14 protein-coding genes and 1 tRNA gene are annotated in these 21,772 nt (G+C 66.5%); 5 read left to right on the plus strand and 10 right to left on the minus strand.

Annotation, left to right across the window (positions count from 1 at the left end; all coding sequences use genetic code 11):
- The first annotated feature begins 73 nt into the window (after positions 1-73).
- Positions 74-2,101: a 1-deoxy-D-xylulose-5-phosphate synthase gene (gene dxs, locus Pla133_RS11330; RefSeq protein WP_145065241.1), complete on the plus strand. Its 2,028-nt coding sequence runs from the start codon at positions 74-76 to the stop codon at positions 2,099-2,101.
- 11 nt (positions 2,102-2,112) lie between these two features.
- Positions 2,113-3,027 carry an NAD(+)/NADH kinase gene (locus Pla133_RS11335; RefSeq protein ID WP_145065243.1) on the plus strand — a complete coding sequence of 305 codons (915 nt, stop codon included), beginning with the start codon at positions 2,113-2,115 and terminating at the stop codon, positions 3,025-3,027.
- Between the two features lie 13 nt (positions 3,028-3,040).
- Here Pla133_RS11335 and Pla133_RS11340 read toward each other — a convergent pair whose 3' ends face one another.
- From Pla133_RS11340 to Pla133_RS11375, 8 genes are all read right to left on the minus strand, one after another.
- Positions 3,041-4,264, minus strand: a complete 1,224-nt coding sequence (locus Pla133_RS11340; RefSeq protein ID WP_145065245.1) for a ComEC/Rec2 family competence protein — start codon at positions 4,262-4,264, stop codon at positions 3,041-3,043.
- A gap of 64 nt (positions 4,265-4,328) precedes the next feature.
- Positions 4,329-5,057: a hypothetical protein gene (locus Pla133_RS11345; RefSeq protein ID WP_145065247.1), complete on the minus strand. Its 729-nt coding sequence runs from the start codon at positions 5,055-5,057 to the stop codon at positions 4,329-4,331.
- Positions 5,058-5,145: 88 nt separating this feature from the next.
- Positions 5,146-6,807 (minus strand): sensor histidine kinase, encoded by a 1,662-nt coding sequence (locus Pla133_RS11350; protein WP_419192385.1) that lies wholly within the window; start codon positions 6,805-6,807, stop codon positions 5,146-5,148.
- 1,131 nt (positions 6,808-7,938) lie between these two features.
- Positions 7,939-9,894 carry an FG-GAP repeat domain-containing protein gene (locus Pla133_RS11355; RefSeq protein WP_145065251.1) on the minus strand — a complete coding sequence of 652 codons (1,956 nt, stop codon included), beginning with the start codon at positions 9,892-9,894 and terminating at the stop codon, positions 7,939-7,941.
- Positions 9,895-10,022: 128 nt separating this feature from the next.
- Entirely contained in the window at positions 10,023-10,892 is an 870-nt protein-coding gene (locus Pla133_RS11360) for an ABC transporter ATP-binding protein (protein WP_145065253.1), read from the minus strand.
- A gap of 8 nt (positions 10,893-10,900) precedes the next feature.
- The gene (locus tag Pla133_RS11365; protein WP_145065255.1) at positions 10,901-12,367 is read right to left on the minus strand and encodes an ABC transporter permease; all 1,467 of its coding nucleotides are present in this window, start codon (positions 12,365-12,367) and stop codon (positions 10,901-10,903) included.
- Positions 12,368-12,420: 53 nt separating this feature from the next.
- Positions 12,421-13,965 (minus strand): lysine--tRNA ligase, encoded by a 1,545-nt coding sequence (lysS, locus tag Pla133_RS11370; RefSeq protein ID WP_145065257.1) that lies wholly within the window; start codon positions 13,963-13,965, stop codon positions 12,421-12,423.
- Positions 13,966-14,213: 248 nt separating this feature from the next.
- A tRNA-Ala gene (locus Pla133_RS11375) sits at positions 14,214-14,289 on the minus strand.
- A 399-nt stretch (positions 14,290-14,688) separates the two neighbouring features.
- Here Pla133_RS11375 and leuS point away from each other — a divergent pair.
- The 3 genes from leuS (at position 14,689) to fabG (ending at position 18,892) form a co-directional block, all read left to right on the plus strand.
- Positions 14,689-17,271 (plus strand): leucine--tRNA ligase, encoded by a 2,583-nt coding sequence (leuS, locus tag Pla133_RS11380; protein ID WP_145065259.1) that lies wholly within the window; start codon positions 14,689-14,691, stop codon positions 17,269-17,271.
- A 170-nt stretch (positions 17,272-17,441) separates the two neighbouring features.
- The gene (locus Pla133_RS11385; RefSeq protein ID WP_145065261.1) at positions 17,442-18,026 is read left to right on the plus strand and encodes a superoxide dismutase; all 585 of its coding nucleotides are present in this window, start codon (positions 17,442-17,444) and stop codon (positions 18,024-18,026) included.
- A gap of 131 nt (positions 18,027-18,157) precedes the next feature.
- Positions 18,158-18,892, plus strand: coding sequence for a 3-oxoacyl-ACP reductase FabG (gene fabG / locus Pla133_RS11390; RefSeq protein ID WP_145065263.1), 735 nt, complete (start codon positions 18,158-18,160; stop codon positions 18,890-18,892).
- A 45-nt stretch (positions 18,893-18,937) separates the two neighbouring features.
- On the opposite strand, the gene Pla133_RS11395 is transcribed toward fabG, so the two are convergent.
- Both Pla133_RS11395 and Pla133_RS11400 read right to left on the minus strand, forming a co-directional pair.
- Complete coding sequence (locus tag Pla133_RS11395; protein WP_145065265.1) at positions 18,938-20,638, minus strand: FG-GAP repeat domain-containing protein; 1,701 nt, start codon at positions 20,636-20,638, stop codon at positions 18,938-18,940.
- Positions 20,635-21,759: a tetratricopeptide repeat protein gene (locus Pla133_RS11400; protein ID WP_419192386.1), complete on the minus strand. Its 1,125-nt coding sequence runs from the start codon at positions 21,757-21,759 to the stop codon at positions 20,635-20,637. Before Pla133_RS11400 ends, Pla133_RS11395 begins: the two co-directional genes overlap by 4 nt.
- Positions 21,760-21,772 lie beyond the last annotated feature (13 nt).

Raw genomic sequence — 21,772 nt, forward strand, 5'->3', positions numbered from 1 at the left:
CCGGCTTGCATTCAGGCCGGGAGGGGTCGATCCTAGGCGTGCTGCCGTCCGTCTCCCCCCTCGGTGGCCAACGATGTCCGCTCCCCCTCCCAGTCCGGGATCGAATCCCGTACCCGCGGATTCACCCGCGCTCGACGACGACGGCGCCGCCGTCGGCTACCCGCTCCTGGACCTGATCGAGTCCTCGCCCGACGCTCTACGCGAGCTCGAGCGCGAGCGACTCCCCGAGGTCTGCGACGAGTTGCGCCGCTTCCTGCTCGAAGCGGTGTTGTCCACCGGCGGGCACCTGGGCAGCAACCTGGGCGTGGTCGAGCTGACCGTCGCCCTGCACCGCGTCTTCGACTTCCGGCGCGACCGGGTGGTCTACGACACGAGCCACCAGGCCTATCCGCACAAGGTGCTCACGGGACGTCGGCATTTGTTCCCCACCCTGCGGCAGACGGGGGGCATGTGCGGCTTCACCAACCCCGAGGAGTCCGAGCAGGACCTGTTCCACCTGGGACACGCCGGGACCTCGATCAGCCTGGCCACCGGCCTGGCGCGCGCCACGGCCCACGAGCCGGACCCGCCCTCGGTGGTGGCCGTGATCGGGGACTCGAGTCTCGGCGCCGGCGTGGCGTTCGAGGCCCTGAACGACGCGGGCAGCGCCGGCGAGAAGTTGATCGTGGTGCTCAACGACAACGAGTGGTCGATCAGCCGTTCGGTCGGCAGCCTCGGTCGCTACCTGTCGCGCATCCGCTCGAACCGCACCCTGCAGCGCGCCCAGCAGGAGATCCACAACCTGATCGCCTCGATCCCGCTGATCGGCGATCGCGTCGAGCGAACCCTCGACCAGGTGCGCGAGGTCCTGCGCCATTCGATCGTTGCCGGGCACGTGTTCGAGGAGTTGGGCGTGACCTACGTCGGCCCCCTCGATGGACACGACGTGGACCAGTTGGTTTCCCGGCTCGAGGCGGCGCGCGAGTTGGACGGTGTCGTGCTGCTCCATACCCTGACCCAGAAGGGCAAGGGCCACCCGGACGCGCCGACCCACCCCGAACGCGTCCACGCGGCAAAGCCGCCCAAGTCGATCACCGCGCCCAGAGCCACGCCCGAGTCGATCAAGGTGCAACCCTCGGGCGGCTGCCTGGAGGGCACCACGGTGGAGGCAGGCATCAGCCACACCGAGGCCTTCGCCAGCGCCCTGGCGGCGGAGGTCGAGCGCGACCCGCGGGTCCACGCGATCGTCGCCGGCATGCCCTCGGGCACCGGTCTGGTGCAATTCGCCGAGCGCTTCCCCGCGCGCTTCCACGACGTGGGCATCACCGAACAGCACGGCGTGGCGATGGCGGCCGGCATGGCCAAGGCCGGCCTGCGTCCGGTCGTCGCGATCTACTCGACCTTCCTGCAACGGGCCTACGACCAGGTCTTCCAGGAGGTCGCCCTGCAGAACCTGCCGGTGGTCTTCGCCATGGACCGCGCGGGCCTGGTGGGGCAGGACGGGCCGACCCACAACGGCGTGTTCGACATCGCCTACCTGCGCACCCTGCCGAACTTCACGCTCTGCGCTCCGCGGGACGCGACGGACGCGCGTCGAATGCTCGAGCTGGGCCTGCGCCTGGATGGGCCGACGGGCATTCGCTATCCGCGTGGGAGCTGCCCCGGTCGCGAGCGCGTGCACGAGAGCGAGCGCGCGGCGATGGTCCCGGGCCTCGCCGAGGTCCTGCTGGAGGGCGAGGATGTCGTGATCTGGGCCTACGGGGCCCTGGTGCCTGAGGCGATCCTGGCTGCCGAACGCCTGCGCGAGCGCGGGATCCTGGTCGGTGTCGTGGATGCGCGCTTCGCGAAGCCTCTCGACGAGGAGCGCCTGGCCAAGGACCTGCGCTCCCACCGCTTGCTGATCACCCTCGAGGAACACCAGCGCGCGGGCGGCTTCGGCTCGGCCGTGCTCGAATCGGCCAGTCGCATGCGCGGGGCCAGGGCCCAGATCCGCGTGCTGGGCATCCCGGATCGCTTCCAGGACCACTGCACCCGCCGCGAGGAGCAGCTCGCCCGCTGCGGTATCGACGCCGACGGCGTCGAGCGCACGGTGGTGCAGTTCCTCGAGCGCTCCCGCGTCTGACGGACCGGACCATGGACCCGACCAAGGTGGATGCCCGCCCGTCCCTGCGCCTGGAGACTCGGGTCGAGCGGGTCCTGGTCCTGACCCATTCGGACAAGGTCGCCGCCACCCAGTTGGCCGCACGACTCTTGCCGTGGCTCGAGGAGCGCGTGACGCGGGTCGACTCCCACGGCGACCTGTTGTCCTTCGCCCGCGAACGCGAGCACGATCTGGAGTGCGGGGCCGCGATCGACGTGCCCGACCTGGTGGTGGTGCTGGGCGGTGACGGCGCGATGCTGACGGCCGTGCGCGCCTTCCGCGATCACCCGGTGCCGACCCTCGGCATCAACTTCGGCCGGGTCGGCTTCCTGGCTTCGACGCCGGTCACGCGTTGGGAGGAGACCCTCCAGGGCGTGCTCGACGGCGAGGGCGTGCTGGAGCCGCGGATGCGCCTGCTCTTGCGCCACCGCAGCGCAGCGGGGGAGTCCCAAGCGGTGGCCCTCAACGACCTGGTCGTCTCGCGGCGCCCCGAGGAGTCGATGCTGCACCTGGGCCTCGACGTGGGCGTCGATTGGGTCACCGACTACCGCGCCGACGGCCTGATCGTGGCCAGCCCCAGCGGGTCCACGGCCTACGCCCTGTCGGCGGGGGGACCGATCCTGGCGCCCTCCATGCTCGGCATCGTGGTGGTCCCGATCTGTTCCCAGGGCCTCTCCACCCGTCCGATCGTGTTGCACCCCGACCACGGTCTGCGCGTGCGGCTCGTCGACGACGGTGCCGAGGCGGACATTGTCGTCGACGGCCAGCGCTTCGCCACCCTGGGCGTGGGTGACGAGCTGTTGTTGGCTCGCCACCCGGTGCCCTACCCGCTGCTCAGCCTGCCCGGCCTCGATCCCTACCGCCGCCTGCGCGAGCGCCTGGGCTGGTCGGGCGAGATCCGCTCCTGAGCGTGTGAGCAGATCATGTTTGACAGCAACCATGCTGTCCGTGGCCAGTCCCGACAGTGGTGATCTTTACGCCGGAACTTGAGAGTCCGCAACGAATGGACCCGTTGCATTCAGAACCTTGGGCTGAGTCATCCCCGCTCATCGACACCGATTGAACTCTGCTACCCAGGTAGCGAAGCAGGTCGGAGTCAACTTTGTCGATCTGAGTTTTTGTGGGACTTTCGATTTGCTTCGGCACAGCAGTGCATCTTATTGAGAGGTTGAGACTGCGGCACGCGCTGACCACGCTTGGGTGTGGATGGCATCTAGTTCGCGAAGTTGATACCCCCCTGCTCCCATTTGATACTAGAACCAAACCGCCGCCATCAATTGATCCACTTCTAGCAAGCCCTTGTAGGATTCGAGTATCTTCCGATTCGATCCCTCTGGACAAACTCGCGCCGTGGTGTGACGCCACGATCACGTCGGATTGAAGGTCCGCCTGGACTAGCCCTGAGTCTAATGCCTCTTCTAGTTCTTCGCCGGTTGCATCGCCTAGAAGTAGAATTCTCTCATCCGATCGGCCTATGAGCTGCAATACGATACTGGTATCGTTTGAGGCTGGCAGGCCTCGAGCGATCGCACCTAGGACGTCAGAGGGCGTCGATGTCGTTGCATCAACAAATGTCAGGTCGGTAGCGGTTGCGAGTCGAGATTCTGTAGGCCCCCAGATCTTTGGGTCAACACCCTCTCTTTTACACGATGCCACAAAACGCGCGGACAGCTTTCCACTATCTAGTGTCTTCCCGAGTAGGGCCGGCTCAAATGGCGCGCCTTGCTCAGCAAGAATCTGATTCTCAAGTGCGAGAAGTTGAGTGAGCGCCCAAAGCGATCTGTAGGTTCGCGCGAGTGGGCTTCCCACTATCGATCGCCTGAGCCCAGCTTCCGTCGCGAGGGCTGCGCGAATCACTGTTGTCTCCAGCAGCTTGTTGCAGAAGAAGCCTCTAATCGCACGCCGGACCTTCTTGAATTTGTCGCTGCGGAGGTCCTCGAAGCCATTGATGTGATCGAGGTCTAGATGGGAGACAAACGCGTAGATCTCGCAGTCGCCGTCGATGCGCTCGCTTAGGAACTCAAGTGCTGGATTCGAGCTGCTTGCATGGCCCTGAAGGCCGCAGTCATATAGGATGAAGAGCCTCTCCGAGAGCTCAACGACTGCAGAAAGCGCATGGCCAACTGACATCAAGTACAGCTGCATGATCCTCCTCTCATTCTGATTGAATAATTGAGCTGGGATGTTCGAGATGTAGATCGCTTCGGGGTTATTCCAGCTTGTCGATAGTGCGTCTCATTAAGGAAAACAAACTGTCGAGGCCAGAAGTTGACCAGTCCACGGAATCTGAGGTCCTCGAGTGAATTGTTACTCCACCACCGTCTTGGGTGATTCTCTCCTCGGTCTGAATAATGAAGCTTGCCCCCGGTTGACGACAAGAAGTTGGGATTAACTCAAGCTCGAGGAATGCTGAAGCTGCCCAACCCTCATCTCTCCTTGTGAGCGCGATCTCAGCCATTCCTGTGTGCTCCTTCCAAGACCTCTTGAAATCGATCTGAATGACCGACGCGACGACCTCTTCTACTACTCGTCCCTCTACTCCGAGGAAAAAAGGGATCTGATTCCATAGGTCGTCTGCTTCGGTGACCTTTGCGAACGCCTTCACGGCCCCATTGCGCCGAGCTTCGGCTAGGTAGTCGTCCGATGCGGACGAGTAGGCGAGGAGTTCGATCGCGAGCCTACTGCCGGAGTCCTTTGTTCTTCTCCACTGATCGATCTCCCGAATGAGCGAGACTCCTGTCTCGGCATTATCGTCTTCGAGCATCAGGTCCATGACGACGACTGCCTGAATTGGACGCCTCTCCGCGTCCCAAGATCGCAAAGTCTCTAAGGCCTCTTCGCGTGTTGCTACGGTGCAGGTGTGGACGGAGGGGTGCGTGTGTCGCACCAGCTCCAAATCCGGCTCTAGTTGCTCGAACTCGTCATCAACTGCGAGCACGCGAGGCTCAGGGAGAGAGAGTAGGGTCATTACCGTTCCTCCATTCTTGGATGTCTTGGCGATCGTCGAGGCGCTGTCGAGCTTTGGGCTAGCGTTGCGATCGGGGTCTGGCGAGTTGAAAGCGAAGTGTTGCAGAGACGATGTGTCCTTCGTTCCGCTGGCGACGGTTCATGTCATCGAGAAACGACTCGCTTGAGAATGTGAGGTGGCCGCCATGCAAGTCCATAATTGTCTTAACGTTTGCGAGCCCAAAGCCACTCCCTTCGATCTCTCTCTCGATATCTCTGGTTGATCCGCGGATGCCGGGCCCAGTGAGTGAGGCTATTTCTCCCGAGGAGATCCCAAGCCCTCGGTCCGTTACCTGAATGTCTAAGTAGGGTTCCAGTACGCGGCAGCCAATCTCGATGACTGTGTTTCGCCAGGCGTATTTGATGGCGTTGTCTATCAGGTCATCGAGGGCGATCTCCGCGAGTAGGTCGTCGGCGAGGATGTTTGGGGCTGACCTTATCGAGTCGTAGACCGCAAAACGCTGCCCTCTTCGAGCAGCTCGAACTTGCCATCGTTCCGTGACAAGAAAGATCAGATCTGATGGTCTCGTAGGCTGCAGATTCACCTCCGATTCGTCGAGTTGACCTCGATACAGCCTGAGCTGGTGGTCAACCCGCGCAGAAGCTCGTTCGGTCTCTATTCTCGCCCTATTGAGCGAAGCCAGCGCAGCAGTTTCGCTGTGACCGATCTCAAGATCTCGACGAATGTGTTGGAGCTCCGTTCGAATCCCAGCGAGTGGCCCTTTGAGGGTATGCGAGATTCGGGCTATAACTTCCCGAAGTTTGTCCCTCTGGAGCACGGCTTCGTCCAGGTCGAGAGTTCCGCCTAAGGCTGATGATAAGGCCAGTAGCAGATCTACTGTTCGCTCCTGAAATCGACGTTGCCGAACAGAAAACACCGCGAGTGAACCACACCTATTGGATGAGCGCCACGGGACGAGCAGCCCCGACTTGAGGCGAAGCTGCTTCATCACTCGTTGATTCTTTGCTTGGGGGTGTCGGGAGATGTCGTCGATGGATAGAACTTCCCTTGTGAAGGCGACCTCCGAGGAGAGACTTGACTTGTCTAGGGTGCTGATCTCGTCAAGTACTGCTGAAAATCCGACTTGGGCAATAAGCGTCATTGCCGATTTCGACTTGGCATTGACTGCTTCATAGATTGCGACGGCCGGGCAGTTCGCAATCTTCGCGGCGCCTCTAGCTACTTGGTTGCTGAGTCGGTTCCATGGTGGGCGCTGCAGTTCCGCGATAAGGATCTGCATTTCGCCAGACTGACGGCGAGCCCAGGCCCCTTGCATTACTAGTCCAATGAGGCTCGCAGCGTGTTCGAGGATGATCTGGTCCGACTCTTTCGAGAATCCGAGTAGATTTAATTCGCCGCTCGACGTCGTCCTGTTAAAGGCGCGGATGACTCCTTCGCCTTCTTGGCCGCCTCGAAATGGGATGAGTGCGAGGGATGCGATCTTCTTTGAGGCTAGCCGGTTGCTCCAATAGCGGATTCTGTCGGGCGAGGCATTGGGGTAATTGCTAATTTCATCCCCGTTCAGGTATATGGCCCTTCCATTGCTAAAGGCCTGGCCGGTGAAGGGCTCTCCGAGGCCGTATTTCTCAATCTCGCCAGTTGCTGGCCTAACTTCGGGTCCCCCTACGCTTGCCAGGCAGTGAAGTGATTGATCTGCCGCGAAATAGGCGAAGATTGACACCGCTTCCACATTCAGCGACTCGTGAACGGTTGCTAGGACCCGACGCGCGTCGCGCCGGAGCCGGTCAAGCGGCGGCTCTCCCGGTCGAGACTCTGAAGCAGACGCGACTTCTGATTCGAGGATCCGACGCGCGAGATCCAAGATGGGGCTGTCCTTGCCTCGATTATCCGACCTTCCTCGCCCGCGAATTAGAGATGAGAAGTCACAATCACCAGAGGATGGTGTGGGGGTGTGCATCTGGATGGTGTATTGGCTTGATGGGCTACGATGGTCTGGAAGCGATTGTTGAATCCAGCCGTCGCCACTCTTGTACAGTATCGCGATTGACGGTGACGGGGCCGCTCACTAAGTTCTCGTGACGACTTCTCAAGATCTCGTGATGGCGCGCGCAGCCCTTTCGGGCCTGGCTCAATCGGTCTTGGAGAGGCGCAGGATACCGCTCTGCGCGAACGGGGCATCATCGGGGTGATCTTGGGAGGGCGTTTCCGTTGAAGGGGGGCAATGAACTGAGTTGCGGCTGTCGCGGGCTTAGATCGGCGGCATGCCCCCGAGCAATGTCTTCGAATTGACGCCATACTGGTCGACCTTCTCGTCGTAGCGTCACTGCTGATGCGTGCGTGGGGTCGGCGAATTAGTGCTGGTCGGGGGATCAACTACGGAGGCAGCTTCTCTAGCACTCTCCGCGTACGATATTGAGAGTGTCTTTCTGGGTCAATAGGGGTGATCGGCCTACCGCCTCCGCGGGGCCTCCCCCTCGGCCTCGCCTACGACACCACCACCGAAGCCAAGTCCCCGAGCCTCCGGGTTCTGACGGCATAACCAAAGCCCGCCTTCAGCTGGTGCCATCGGCCCGACCACCTCTTTGTGGCGAGTGAAAGCTCCAGGGTGATTGAGGGAGCCCTGTACTTGCGCAAGAAGTTCAAGTTCATGGCGATCAGGCCTGGGTCGCCCTTCGAAGGAGTTGCGATGATTGGATCGATAGCGAGCTGACGGACGTGTATCGGGGAACTTCCGTGTGTTCGACCCTCAATCCAAGGGTTGCAGTTGGAGTGAATGCAGGTGTTTGGCGCAGGCCGCTAGGAATGGGGACGCTGTTCTATGCGTTCGAGCTACGCTTTCCGTCTGGCTGCGTCACTCGCACGCGATCAATTCGAGACCGTCCGAGAAGGCCAAGCCACCCGGCTGACCCGCGTCGGCGGCGATCGACTGGAAGTGGAAGCGCAGCCCGGCCAGCACCGGGTCGTCGGGGATCACCAGGATCCACAGGGCGCTGCCGCCGGGGATCGTCGCGATTGGCTGGACCGCGACCAGGCTCGCCAGGTCGATCAACACCACCCCGCCGCCCAGGGGCAGGTTGCCGGCCGCCAGCGACAGGCCCGTGAAGACCAGGTCCCCCGGCGCGCCCGTGGTGATCAGGTCGACGTTCTGACCCAGGGTCCCGTCGTTGACGCCGGTCAGGGTCATGGTGTGGGCGGCCGTCCCGCTGCCGTAGGCGCTGAAGCCGCAGGGCTGCAGGGGCACGATGATCTGACCGCTGCTCGAGCTGTTGCCGGCGATGTCCGTGAAGGTGATCTCGTAGACCAGGCGCGTGCCGAGGCCAGCGGCGGTGTCGGTCATCTCGAAGCGATAGATCGAACCGCTGGACTGCAGCACCTTGCCAGCAGTGGTGGCGCCCTGGAAGGCTCCGACGTCGACCCGGTAGCTGACCTGTCCGGTGACCCAGTTCTTGCCGTCGTCGTGGACTTGGTCCATGACCTGGGCGCGGACCACCCAGGGCCCGGCCGGGCCGGCGCCGACGAGCGCCTCGAGGCGCTGGATGACGGGCGCGAGCGTGTCCGCGGGCCCGTTGTTGAGGTAGATCTTGTTGTCCCAGGACGACGAGGAGCTCTCACCCTGCACTGTGATCAGGTCGTAGTCGGCGTCGTTGTCGATGTCGACCACGGCCACGTCGAGGGTCTTGTCGGAGATGTTGGTGATCTCGCTGGTGAGCTGGGTGAAGCTCCCACCGCCGTTGTTGCGGATCAGCTTCTCGCGCGCGCCAAGGGAGCCGATCACCACGTCCAAGTCGGCGTCCATGTCGTAGTCGATGAAGGCGACCTCGTTGTCGTCGTCACCGCCGATCTGGGGTGCCTTGGTGAAGCTGAGCGCGCCGTTCTCGACCGTGTTGTTGCGCGCGGGCCCGTCGCTGAAGCCGACCAGGCTCAGGAAGAAGATGTCGAGGTCTGTGTCGCCGTCCAGGTCGGCGAGGTCGGACTCGTAGACGTTCCCGCTGGTGGCGGGGGTCAGGGCCGAGGCGTCGCTGAAGTTGCCGGCGCCGTCGTTCAAGAGCAGGTGGTGGATGCCGCCGGGCGAGTTGCCGCGGTTGGTGCCGTAGAGGTCCAGGTCCCAGTCGAGGTCGATGTCGACCAGGTCTACGTCCAAGTGGCCAATCTTGATCGGGGCGTTCAGGCCGGCGGCGTCCTCGGTGAACACGCCGCTGCCGTCGTTGATGAACAGGTGCGGCCGGCCTCCCGGGGCGGCGTTGAAGACCGGCCCGGTGTCACCGATCACGAAGTCCAGGTCGCCGTCGTTGTCCACGTCGCCGAAGCTGGCGCCGGCGGACGAGAACAGGGCCGTCAGGCCGCGGGTCGCGCCCTGCTCGTCGAAGAAGCCCGGCTGGGCTGCGCCGCGGTTGATGAACAGGAAGGGCGGGTCGGTGGCGAAGGCGTTGGAGTAGAGGGCGTCGACCCAGCCGTCACCGTCCACGTCGGCCGTGTTGACGTTCTTGGCGTGGGAGACGTGGTTGCCAAGGCGCGCGAGGCCCTCCTCGGCGAACTGGCCCGGGCCCAGCTCGAGCTGGTTGATGACCAGGCCCGCCTGGCGCTTGGTGCCGGGGCTGTAGAGGCCGTCGCCGTTGGCCAGGAACAGGTCCTGGTCGCCGTCCTGGTCGACGTCGGCGGCCTCGACGCCTTCGGTCCACACGAAGCCGCCCGGGAGGGAGGCTTGGTAGGTGAACTGCTGGGCGCCGGCGGTGCCCGCCAGGGCGGCCGAGGCGGCGACGAGGACGAGCGGGCGGAGCTTGGGAGTGAACGGTCGGGCCGGGAGCATGGGGGGCCGGGGCTGGGGTCGAGGATCGGGGTGGGGCCTGCGCACACCGCGAGCTTAGCCCGACCTGGCGCGCCCGTGGGGGATCGCCCATGGGGGCCTGGCCCCGAACCGCGGGCTCCCCGACCCGCTCAGCGCCTGGTCAGCAGGCGGCCGTCGACCATCTCGAGAGCCCGGCTGCAGCGGCTGGCGACCCGTTCGTCGTGGGTCACCATCAGCAGGCTGAAGCCCAGGCGCCGGTGCTCCGCGAAGAGCAGCTCGAGCACGTCCTCGCCGGTCTGGGTGTCCAGGTTTCCCGTCGGTTCGTCGGCGATGATCAACGGGGGGTCGTTGAACAGGGCCCTGGCGATGGCAACCCTTTGGCGCTCACCGCCGGACAGTTGACCCGGGCGGTGTTTGAGGCGCTGACCCAGGCCGAAGGCCTCGAGCATCTCGGTGGCCCGTTGGCGCAGACCGGCCCGTCGGCGCCTGAACCCTGCCGTGCTGTTGGAGATCATGGCCGGCAGCAGCACGTTCTCGATCGCCGTCAGCTCCGGCAGCAGGTGGTAGAACTGGAACACGAAGCCGATCTGACCGTTGCGCAGGGCCGAGCGCTGGGTCGGCGACAACTTCCAGGTATCGACGCCGCCCAGCTCGACGGTGCCGGCGGAGGGGCGATCGAGCAGGCCGAGCACGTGCAGCAGGGTGGACTTGCCCGCGCCCGAAGCACCGACCAGGGCGACGCTCTCCCCGTGGGCCAGGTCCAGGTCGACGCCGTGCAGGATCTCGATCTTGCGCTCACCGATCGCGTAGGACTTCTGGATGCCGCGCGCCGAGAGCAAGGGCCCGGCTCCCCGGGGCTTCGCCGGCTTCGAACGCGGGTCCGTCTCCAAGGGCAGCGCGAATCCGGCGGAAACGGGGGCTGTGGAACCGAAGGCGCCCTGACCGTAGGGGTCGGACCCAGTGGGGTCCGGGCCCGTGGGGTCCGAACCGGCCGCGCCGTGAGCGGTGGGGTCTTGCATCGCGTCGCTCACTCGTAGCGCAGGGCCACGATGGGATCGAGGCGCGCGGCGCGCCAGGCCGGGATCGCGGCGAACAGGAGGGTCACGCTGAAGGCGCCGGCGACGATCGCGATGATCGCGACGGGGTCGAGCACCGCGGGGATCGTGTCGAAGATGTACACGTTGCGGTTGAAGATCTCGATCCCGAGCAGGCTGGAGAGCTCCGACTCGATCTCGTTGATGTAGGTCGCGCCCAGGATCCCGAACAGGGCCCCGAAGCCGGTGCCGAGCAGGGCGTTCCAGAAGCCGATGGTCAGGAACGTGAACAGCAGACCGCGGGGCGAGGCGCCGACCGCAGTCAGGATGCCGATGTCGCGGCGCTTCTCGGTGACCATCATGGTCAGGATCGCGAAGATCGTGAAGCTGGCCACCACCAGGATCAGGCTGAGCATGATCCCCAGAAGCACGCGCTCGTTCTCGATCGCGCTGAGCATGACCTGGCGGAAGTCCTCCCAGGTTCGCACTTGCGAGGCAGCCGTGTGGGGATCGTGGTCGACGGGCACGATCAATCCGCGTTCGCCGAGTTCGCGAACCAGGTCGTGCTGGACCGCGGAGCCGTCGCGGTCGAAGTCGTTCAAGCGGATGAGGATCTCGCTGTAGGTGTGCTGCCGACCGAGCAGGTCCCACAGCTCGAGTCGATCCATGTAGATGCGGCCGATGTCGACGTCGTTCTCACCGCTGCGGAAGGTCCCCGCCACGATGTAGTCACGGTCGTTGGTGACGAGCTCGCCACTGACCGGATCGGGGACCACCGTCAGCACCTTGAGCTCGCCGCCCTGCTTGAGACCCAGGGTGGTGAAGAGCTGCTCGCCCACGATCACGAAGCCGAGCTGCCGGCCGGCTCGCATGAAGCCCGGCGGCGCTTGGAAGGGCAGGTAGGGATTGGCGACCGGCGCGCCGCGCCGCCAGGGGTGCGGCTCGCGCTGGAGGTCCGCCAGCAGCTCGGTGGTCTCGAACTCGCCCTGCAGGCGCGGCGGAGTCCAGTCGAAGCCCATCAGGGTCAGGAAGTTTCGGACGCCGAATTGGGAAGCCCGCTCGCGGGTCCCGATGTCGACGCCGATCAACTGCACGGCGTTCAGGCCGTCGGCTTGGCTGTCGTTGAGAATGGCCGCCGAGCGGGCCGCGCTGGAGCCGGCGCCGGCCAGAAGGCCCCACCAGGTCAAGCGTGCCGTCGCCGCCTTGACCCTATCGTCGGACCGGATCACCTCGAGCGCCGGGTGGGGGGTGCGCGGCACCCCTTGCCCCGCGAACAGGGCTGGTGTGACGATCACGTCCGACAGGCCCCCGCGCAGCATCGCGCGTGCCTCCACGAGGAACCCGGTCATGATCGAGAGGATCATGATCAGAGCCCCCACGGCCACCGTGATGCCCGTGATGCCGATGAAGTTGGTGCGGCGCGTGACCAGGTAGCGCCAACTCAGGAACCAGCGATACAAGATGTCTTCCTGGGCGATCGGCTTGGTTGCTCGGAGAAGGGCTGGGGCACGGATCAGCTACCCGCGCTTACGTCGACCGCTGAACGGGAGGCGCCAGGCCCGTCAGCTCCCGCGTCGTCACCGCTCGGCTGTCCCTGTTGCGGGCGCATGGTCGGGAACAGCAGTACGTCCCGGATCGAGTCCTGGTTGGTGAGAATCATCACCAGCCGGTCGATACCGATCCCCAGGCCCGCGGTGGGGGGCATGCCGTACTCGAGTGCCTGGACGTAGTCGATGTCCACCTCGGCCGGCGACTCCGGATCCTTGGCGGCGACCTGTTCCTCGAAGCGCCGCTGCTGCTCGGCCGGGTCGTTCAACTCGCTGAAGCCGTTGCCCAGCTCCATGCCGCCCACGAACAGCTCGAGTCGCTCGGCGATCGTCGGGTCGTCGGCGCTGGCCTTGGCCAGGGGGCTGATCTCGATCGGGTAGTCGATGACGAAGACCGGGCCGTCGAGATGGGGGTCGACGAAGTGCTCGTAGACGTCGTTGGCGAGCTTGTAGTAGTCGGCCGCCGAATGCCCCGCGTCGGAGGTGTCGAGCTTGGCCTCGCGGGCCTTGGCGAGGACCGACTCGCGGTCGTGGAAGTCGCAGCCCACGTGCTCGGCGAAGAGGTCCATGTACTTCGCGCGGGGCAGGGGCGCCTTCAGGTCGTAGGTTCGCCCGCGGAACTCGACCTCGGTCGTGCCGTGCAGCGCCAGCGCGAGGCCCTCGAGCAGCTGCTCGAAGATCTCCATCATGCGCCGGTAGTCGGCCTGGGCCTCGTACAGCTCGAGCATCGTGAATTCCGGGTTGTGCCGGACCGAGATGCCCTCGTTGCGAAAATTGCGGCTCCACTCGAAGACCCGCTCCAGGCCGCCGACGATCAGCCGCTTGAGGTACAGCTCCGGCGCGATGCGGAGGTACAGCGTCATGTCGAGGGCGTTGTGGTGGGTGTCGAAGGGCCTGGCCGTGGCCCCGCCGGAGATCGGGTGCAGGGTCGGGGTCTCGACCTCCAGGTAGCCCTGGTCCTCCAGGTAGCGCCGGATGAACGAGGCGATGCGGGCTCGCTGCACGAAGACCTCGCGCACGCCGGCGGAGGCGAACAGGTCGACGTAGCGCCGGCGGTAGCGCTGTTCGACGTCCGCCAGCCCGTGCCACTTCTCGGGCGGGGGCGCGACGCTCTTGGTCAGGATGCGGACCTCGGTGGCCCAGATCGTCGGCTCGCCCTTCTGGGTCAGCCCCAGCTCGCCGGTGATGCCGACCTGGTCGCCGCCGTCGAGCAGTTTGCGGTGGGGCCACCAGTCGGCCAGACGCTGCTTCTGCAGGCCGACCTGGAGCCGACCCGTGCGGTCGTCGACCGGGGCGAAGATCAGCTTGCCGAAGTCCCGCAGGCCCATCAGGCGGCCGGCCACCGTGAAGGTCTGGCCGATGCCCGGTCCCGGCTCTTCGGGGGTCCCGGCCAGGGCGTGCAGTTGCTCGACCGGGGTCGCGACGACGCCGCGGGCCGGGTAGGGCTCGAGGCCCTCGGCGCGCATGCGCTCGAGCTTGGCAAGACGGTCGGGATGGGCGAGGTCGGTCATCGGGATGGGGCGAGTGGGTCCACCGGCTTCGGATGGGCTCGGGCCAGCCCAGCACGATAGCGTTCCACGCCGGGGGGAACGAGGCGGGCGGGGCCGGAGCAGGCTCCGGGGACCCGGTGGAGCGACCGACCGGCCAATCAACGACCGAGGCGACGATCGACGGATCGAACCCCAACCCGGCCGAACGCCCAGTTCCGCCGAACGCCAGACGGCCGCCACCCCGTGGGGGCAGCGGCCGTCCTGTACGGTGGTGGAGGATAGGGGAGTCGAACCCCTGACCTCTACAATGCCATTGTAGCGCTCTACCAACTGAGCTAATCCCCCGTGTTGTCCGCGGTCGCGAGCGTTCCGAGCGGGCTCGGAGCTGCTGCTGATGACCGGAAGAGCAGGCTTCCCGACGGGCGACGTCAGGTTGCGAGCGGTAGAGAATGGGGATCGACCTGGCCCCAGTCAAGGGGGCTGTGGGCCCTCCTTGAGGCTTCGGGCGCCGACGCTCGGATCCACGGCGGCGGCCTTCCTTCGGCCTCCCGAGCGTGCCACCGCGGGCGCTGCTCACTATCCTCGTCGGCTCGCTTCGCGCTCGGTCGGCTCCATACCCGTGCCGAGCTCGGACCAATCGACGGCTGAGGCCTGTCCGAGCGGCTCCGCCCGGTGCCCTGACACGGGGGCATCGCCCGGGCCCCAAGACACAGAGCGCAGCCAAGCGCCCCCGAACACAGACCCGTGACCAACGCCTACGAACCCCGCGCCATCGAGGCGAAGTGGCAGGACCGCTGGGAAGCGCAGGGCACCTTCCGTGCCGCCAACCCCGGTGACCCTGGCTTCGACCCGCAGGCCCCCAAGTACTACGTGCTCGACATGTTCCCGTACCCCTCCGGTGCGGGGCTACACGTCGGTCACCCCATGGGGTACATCGGCTCCGACGTGGTCACCCGGCGCAAGCGTGCGGAGGGCTTCAACGTCCTGCACCCGATGGGCTACGACGCCTTCGGTCTGCCCGCGGAGCAGTACGCGATCCAGACCGGTCAACACCCCGCGCAGACCACGGCCGCCAACATCGCGACCTACCGGCGGCAGTTGAAGCTGGTCGGCCTGTCGTACGACTGGGAGCGGGAGCTGACGACCAGCGACCCCGCCTACTACCGCTGGACCCAGTGGATCTTCGCGCGCCTCTACGACCGCGGCCTGGCCTACCAGGCCGAGGTGCCGGTTTGGTGGTGCGAGGCGCTGAAGACGGTGCTGTCGAACGAAGAGGTCATCAACGGCCGCTCCGAGCGCGGTGACCACCCCTGCGAGCGGCGCCCGCTCAAGCAGTGGATGTTGAAGATCACGGCCTACGCGGATCGCCTTCTGGACGACCTGGACCTGGTGGACTGGCCCGAGTCGGTCAAGACCATGCAGCGCGAATGGATCGGGCGCTCCGAGGGCGCCGAGATCGACTTCGAGGTCGACGGCCTCGAGGACCAGCGCCTGACGGTCTTCACCACGCGGCCCGACACGCTGTTCGGTGCCACCTTCATGGTCGTGGCGCCGGAGCATCCCCTGGTGCGCCAGCTCACGACGGATGCCCAGCGCGCCGCGGTCGAAGGCTACGTGGAAGCGGCCTCGTCGAAGTCCGACCTGGAGCGCACCGATCTCGCCAAGGAGAAGTCCGGTGTCTTTACCGGCAGCTTTGCGGTCAACCCCGCCTTCGAGGCGGGCGACGAGCGGGGCAAGATCCCGATCTGGGTCGCGGACTACGTGCTGATCAGCTACGGCAGTGGCGCGATCATGGCGGTGCCCGGCCAGGACCAGCGCGACTGGGACTTCGCCGAGCAGTACGGTCTGTCGATCGTTCGCACCGTCCAACCCACGCCGAACTTCGAGGGCAAGGCCTTCACCGGCAACGGACCCGCGATCAACTCGGGCTTCCTCGACGGAATGGGCGTTGCCGACGCCAAGGCGGCCATGATCGCCCATCTGGAGCGCTCGGGCCTGGGTCGTTCAAAGGTCAACTACCGCCTGCGCGATTGGCTCTTCAGTCGCCAGCGCTATTGGGGTGAGCCCTTCCCCGTCCTGCACCGCGCCGACGGGTCGCACCTGCGCGTGCCCGATGCGGAGCTGCCGGTCGAGTTGCCCGAGATGGTCGACTTCGCGCCGCCGGACGACGGGTCGCCGCCCCTGTCGAAGGCCGTGGATTGGGTCCGCGCCACGGACCCGGCCACCGGTCAGACGGTGACCCGCGACACTGACACGATGCCCGGCTGGGCGGGGTCGTGCTGGTACTACCTGCGCTTCATGGATCCGCACAACGCCTCGGCGCCCTTCTCGAAAGAGGCGGCGAACTACTGGGGCAACGTCGATCTGTATGTCGGCGGCACCGAGCACGCTGTGCTGCACCTGCTCTACGCGCGCTTCTGGCACAAGGTCCTCTTCGACGAGGGGCTCGTCCCGACCAAGGAGCCCTTCCAGCAACTGTTCAACCAGGGCATGTTGACCGCCTTCGCCTACAAGGACGGCACCGGGCGACTGGTCTCCGGGGACGAGGTCGAGTTCAAGGGTGACGTGGCGGTCCACCGCGAGACCGGCGAGGCCTTGGAACAGGTCGTGGCGAAGATGTCGAAGTCGCTCAAGAACGTCGTCAACCCCGACGACGTCTGCGAGCAGTACGGAGTCGACACCTTCCGGCTGTACGAGATGTTCATGGGGCCCCTGGCGGACTCCAAGCCCTGGAATCCCCGCGATGTCCCCGGTTGCCGGCGCTTCCTGGACAAGCTCTGGCGCCTGCTGATCGACGGGAACACGGACCAGCCTGTGCGTCCGCACCTGGCAGCGGCGGCCGTCGGCGAACCACAGGGCGCCGCCGCGGACCTGGAGCGTTCCCTGGCGCGCGCGCTCAAGCGCGTGGACGACTCCTTCAAGGCGTTCAACTTCAACACCGCGATCGCCGCGTTGATGACCTTCGTCAACGACGCCGGCAAGGCGTCCGACGCCCTGCGACGTGACCAGGCCGAGCGCTTGGTGCAGGCCCTGGCGCCCTTCGCGCCGCACCTGGCCGAGGAGCTGTGGGAGCGGCTGGGCCACACCGAGTCCCTGGCCCGCGCGCCGTGGCCGACCTACGATCCCAAGTGGCTGATCGAGTCCGAAGTGGAGTTCGCGGTGCAGGTGAACGGCAAGCTGCGAGGAACGGTGGTGGCCGCCAAGGACCTCGACCAGGCGGCCCTCGCCGAGCTCGCGGTCGCCGCGGCCGGCAAGCATCTCGAAGGCAAGAACATCGTCAAGACGATCGTCGTGCCCGGCCGCCTGGTGAACTTCGTGGCCAAGTAGGGCGCGCGTCGATCTATCGCACACGGCGGGGCTTGATCGCCCCGCCGGTTCCCTGCATAAGAACTGGACGCAATCGCCCAATCGTCGTCGCCTGAATCGGACCCACAGGTCCGGCGGCGACCCATCGTCCCGGATCCAGGCCCACGCGGCCGCACTGAGAATCGACCCCCATGGCTTTCGAACTTCCCGCCCTGCCCTTCGCTGGCGACGCCCTGTCGGACAAGGGCATGAGCGCCGAGACCTTCGAGTACCACCACGGCAAGCACCACAACGCCTACGTCACCAACCTCAACAAGCTGATCGAGGGCACCGCCCACGCCAAGTCGAGCTTGGACGAGATCATCAAGGCGTCCGACGGTGGCCTGTTCAACAACGCCGCCCAACACTGGAACCACTCGTTCTTCTGGAACTGCATCAGCCCCAACGGCGGTGGTGGTCCGAAGGGCGCCCTGGGCGAGGCGATCAGCGCCAAGTGGGGCGGCTTCGACGAGTTCAAGGCGGAGTTCTCGGCCAAGGCCGCGACGCTCTTCGGCAGCGGCTGGGCCTTCCTGGTCAAGAAGAGCGACGGCTCCCTCGCGATCACCCAGGAGCCCAACGCCGGTTGCCCGGTCAAGAGCGGCGACAAGGCCATCCTGACCCTCGACGTCTGGGAGCACGCCTACTACGTCGACTTCCGCAACGCGCGCCCGAAGTTCATCGAGAACTTCTGGAACATCGCCAACTGGGACTTTGCTTCGCGGAACTTCGGCTCCTGAGCTGAGCGGCCCGGCCTCGCGAGCCGGTTGGCCCACGCCAACCGGCTCGTTGCATTGGCGCCCGATCGCCGGCACCTGAGCCGCCGCGACGACCCCCGATCGATCCGAATCTCCGCCCGAGGTCCACTCCCATGTCCGAATCGAAACGACGCGTACTCGTCACCGGCGCCAGCCGCGGGATCGGCCGTGGGATCGCCGAGCAGCTCGCGGCCGACGGGTTCGATGTGACCGTGCATTTCGGTCGGCGCGCCGAGGCGGCGCAGGAGGTCTGCGCCGCGATCGAGGGTGCCGGTGGCAACGCCCGCGCGCTGGGCTTCGACGTGGGGGACCGCGATGCGACCCAATCCGCCCTGGCCGCCGATCTCGAGCAGCACGGCGCCTACTGGGGTGTCGTCTCCAACGCCGGCATCTCGGACGACGCGCCATTCGCTTCGATGGGGCCGGAGGCCTGGGATCGTGTGGTGCGGACCAACCTGGACGGCTTCTACAACGTCGTGCAACCCCTGGTCATGCCCATGGTGCGCTTGCGCGACGGTGGGCGGATCGTGGTGCTGTCCTCGGTCAGCGGCGTGGGCGGCAACGCTGGACAGGTGAACTACGCTGCGACCAAGGCCGGCTTGATCGGCGCTGCGAAGAGCCTGGCCCAGGAGCTCGCCAAGCGAAAGATCACCGTCAACGCGGTCGCGCCCGGGTTCATTGCCACGGAGATGATCGAGGGCCTGCCGACGGAGGACATCACGGCTCGGATCCCCCTGCGGCGAGTGGGGACCGTCGGCGAGGTGGCGAGTCTGGTGCGCTACTTGTTCTCCGACGGCGCCGCCTACATCACTGCCCAGACGATCTCCGTCAATGGCGGCATGGTCTGAGGACGGTCGGTCACCGCAGTGCGGCGACCTCCGCCGCGCCGACTCTCAGCGCCCGAGGACCCGATGCCCCGGGGCAACCTCGCGCGCAGCATCCAGGCGCAAGACCTCCACGCGCGGGCTCACCAGCTCGAGCTTGGTGATCTGACCCTCGCTCCCCAGTCCGATGAACGCCTCGGGCGCCGTGGCGCAGTAGTAGCTCGGCTGGGGCCCCGCCACCGCCAACCGCTGGCTGCCGTCGTCCAGGGTCGCGCGGAGCACCGCGTGGGGCGGCATTCCGCGCACCAATAGCCCCCGCGCCGAGTCCGCCGCACGGTTGGCGTAGACGTGGGTCGGCCCGCCGCACTCGACCAGCACCAGGTCCGGGTCCCCGTCCCCGTCGAGGTCGCCCTGCAGCAGCCCGCGCCCGACGAAGGGCCCTTGGGCCAGGTCGCCGAGCTCCTCGCTCGCGAGCCGAAAACGTCCGCGCCCGCGCCCCACGTACAGCTGCGCCGGTTGCCGCCAGGTCTTGCCGTCGTGGTAGAGGTCGATGTTGTGGATGATGTGCCCGTTGGCGACGCAGATGTCCGGGTTGCCGTCGGCGTCGAAGTCGCAGATGACCGTGCCGAAGCCCACCGGCAGCCGACTGGGGCCCTCGAGGCCGGCCACCACGGTGCCGTCCTCGAACCACTCGCCGTCGTTGCGATACAGCGTGTTCGACTCGTTGTCGAAGTTGGTGACGTAGAGGTCGAGGTCCAGATCGCCGTCCACATCGGCCACGGCCAGGCCCATCCCGGCCTCGGTCATGCCGTCGCCGTTGACACCCGCGCCGGACAGGGCGGTCTCGTCGTCGAAGTGGCCCTCGCCGCTGTTGCGCCAGAAGCGGTTCTCGACGCTGTCGTTGGCGACGTAGAGGTCCAGGTCGCCGTCCAGGTCGAAGTCTGCGGGGATCACCCCGAGTCCCTTGCCGCCGGTTCCGACCAGGCCTGCGTCGAGGGCGCCATCCACGAAGCGGCCGTCGCCCTCGTTGCGCCAGAAGCGGTCCTCCAAGCCCTCGTAGCGGTCCGGGTGGCAGTAAGAGCGCCAGCCGGGCTCGGTGCGTCCGCACCATTCGGGCTCGTCCACGTCGATCGCCACGTAGCCGGTCACGTACAGATCGAGGTCACCGTCCCGATCGGCGTCGAACAGGCTGGCTCCCGCGGTCCAACGCCCGTCGGCCAGGCCGGCGGCCGCGGTGCCGTCGACGAAGCCGTGCCCGCTTGACCCCAGCAGGAGCGCGTCCGGCCCGAAGTTGGTCACGTAGAGGTCCGTGCGACCGTCGCCATCGACGTCGCCGGCTGCGACACCCTGGCCGTACTCGCGGTTGGCCGCGTCGCCGCTGGCGTCCGTTCCATCGACGAAGCTACCGCGGCCGTCGCCGAGGAAGAGCCGATTGGGGGGCATGGAATCGTCGCGGACGACCGCTGCACCCACGGGCATCGGACCACCCTGGACCAGGTACAGGTCGAGGTCACCGTCCTCGTCCGCGTCGATCAGGGCCGCGCCACCACCCATCGTCTCGGGCAGGTGACGTTCGTCGGAGAAGCCGGCGTCGTGGACGAAGTCGACCCCGCAGCGGTCGCTGATCTCCTCGAACCAACCTGTTGCGGGAGCTGAAGTGGCCTGGGCGGCAACGTCGGCGCCCGGATCCGGGTGGGGCGGTTGCGCGGCTTGCTTGGAACAGCCGAAGAGTGTGAGGAAGGCCAGGACCGCCGTTGCGTGAACCTTCACGGTTGCTCCCGGTCACGGGCCGCGGCCAGGCGACTTTCGATCACGGCGTCGCCGGGTCGCAACTCCAGTCCGCGTTCGAACCACGTGCGAGCGAGGTCCGCGCGGCCGCAGCGCAGGGCGACGTCGCCCGCGCGAACCGCCAGACGGACGTCGCGCACGCGCTCGAAGGCGCGCTGGAGCGCGGCGATCGCATCGACGGGCCGCGTCCGCTGCTCTTCCAGGAAGCGGGCGAGGCGCAGGGCCACCGGCGACGCCTCGTCGTCCGTCGCCAGCTCGGTCGCGCGCAGGTAGCTGGCCTCGGCCGCATCCAGGAGTCCGACCGCCAACTGTGCGTCGCCCAGTGCAGCGTGGTTCGGGGCGTGGAAGGGGGCCAGGTCCAGGCTCTGCCCGGCGAACTCGAGGGCGTCGATCAGGGGCACGAAGAGGCGATGTTCTGCCAGGACCGCCATGCCCTCCTCGCGCTGGCCGAGTTGGAGCAGGGCCCGCCCCAGCCCGAAGCGGGCGCGCTGGTCGATCGGGTTGGAGGCGAGGGCCACTCGGAAGCGCTCTTCGGCCTCGGCGAAGCGTCCCTCGCGGGCCAATCGGCGACCCTCGAAACTGGCCAGGCGGGGGTCCTCGGCGCCGAGGACGGCGCCGGCCCGCTCCAACTCGGCCCCGGCTTCCTCCAGCCGCCCGAGGGCCTCGAAGGCGTCGACCCGCAGTAGGACGTGGTCAGGATCGGCGGGATCGAGATAGCGCAGGGCCTCGTCGTAGCGCGTCAGGGCGTAGAGCGCCTCACCGCGCAGCCGGTCCGCGGCTGCACCCAGGCTCTCGAGGGCCTCCAGGGCGCCGGAATAGCGATGGACCCGCATCAGCCAGGTGCCCAGGCGCTCGGTGGCGGCGGCGGGGTCGGCGACCGCCCCCTCGGACCTCGCGCTCGCCAGGGCCTCGATTGCCGCCAGGCGCTGGCCGGATTCCCACAGGTCGATGGCTGCCCGCTCGGCGGCGGGGAGGGGCCGCTCTTGGCCGGCGACCGCGGCCGGATCCTGGAGAAATCCAGCGTCGTGGGGGGCGCCGAGGGCGACTAGCAGGCCGATGGCGAGGCCGGGGGCGAGGCCGGGGGCGAGTGTGGAGGCTCCCATCAGAGACACGCAG

Source organism: Engelhardtia mirabilis (assembly GCF_007748095.1).
Classification (GTDB): Bacteria; Planctomycetota; UBA1135; order UBA1135.

Bases quoted from the DNA above. Each gene is read 5' to 3' on its own strand.
- dxs (WP_145065241.1), top strand. From the start codon at position 74: ATGTCCGCTCCCCCTCCCAGTCCGGGATCGAATCCCGTACCCGCGGAT.
- Pla133_RS11335 (WP_145065243.1), top strand. From the start codon at position 2,113: ATGGACCCGACCAAGGTGGATGCCCGCCCGTCCCTGCGCCTGGAGACT.
- Pla133_RS11340 (WP_145065245.1), bottom strand. From the start codon at position 4,264: ATGCAGCTGTACTTGATGTCAGTTGGCCATGCGCTTTCTGCAGTCGTT.
- Pla133_RS11355 (WP_145065251.1), bottom strand. From the start codon at position 9,894: ATGCTCCCGGCCCGACCGTTCACTCCCAAGCTCCGCCCGCTCGTCCTC.
- Pla133_RS11360 (WP_145065253.1), bottom strand. From the start codon at position 10,892: ATGCAAGACCCCACCGCTCACGGCGCGGCCGGTTCGGACCCCACGGGC.
- lysS (WP_145065257.1), bottom strand. From the start codon at position 13,965: ATGACCGACCTCGCCCATCCCGACCGTCTTGCCAAGCTCGAGCGCATG.
- Pla133_RS11385 (WP_145065261.1), top strand. From the start codon at position 17,442: ATGGCTTTCGAACTTCCCGCCCTGCCCTTCGCTGGCGACGCCCTGTCG.
- fabG (WP_145065263.1), top strand. From the start codon at position 18,158: ATGTCCGAATCGAAACGACGCGTACTCGTCACCGGCGCCAGCCGCGGG.
- Pla133_RS11400 (WP_419192386.1), bottom strand. From the start codon at position 21,759: ATGGGAGCCTCCACACTCGCCCCCGGCCTCGCCCCCGGCCTCGCCATC.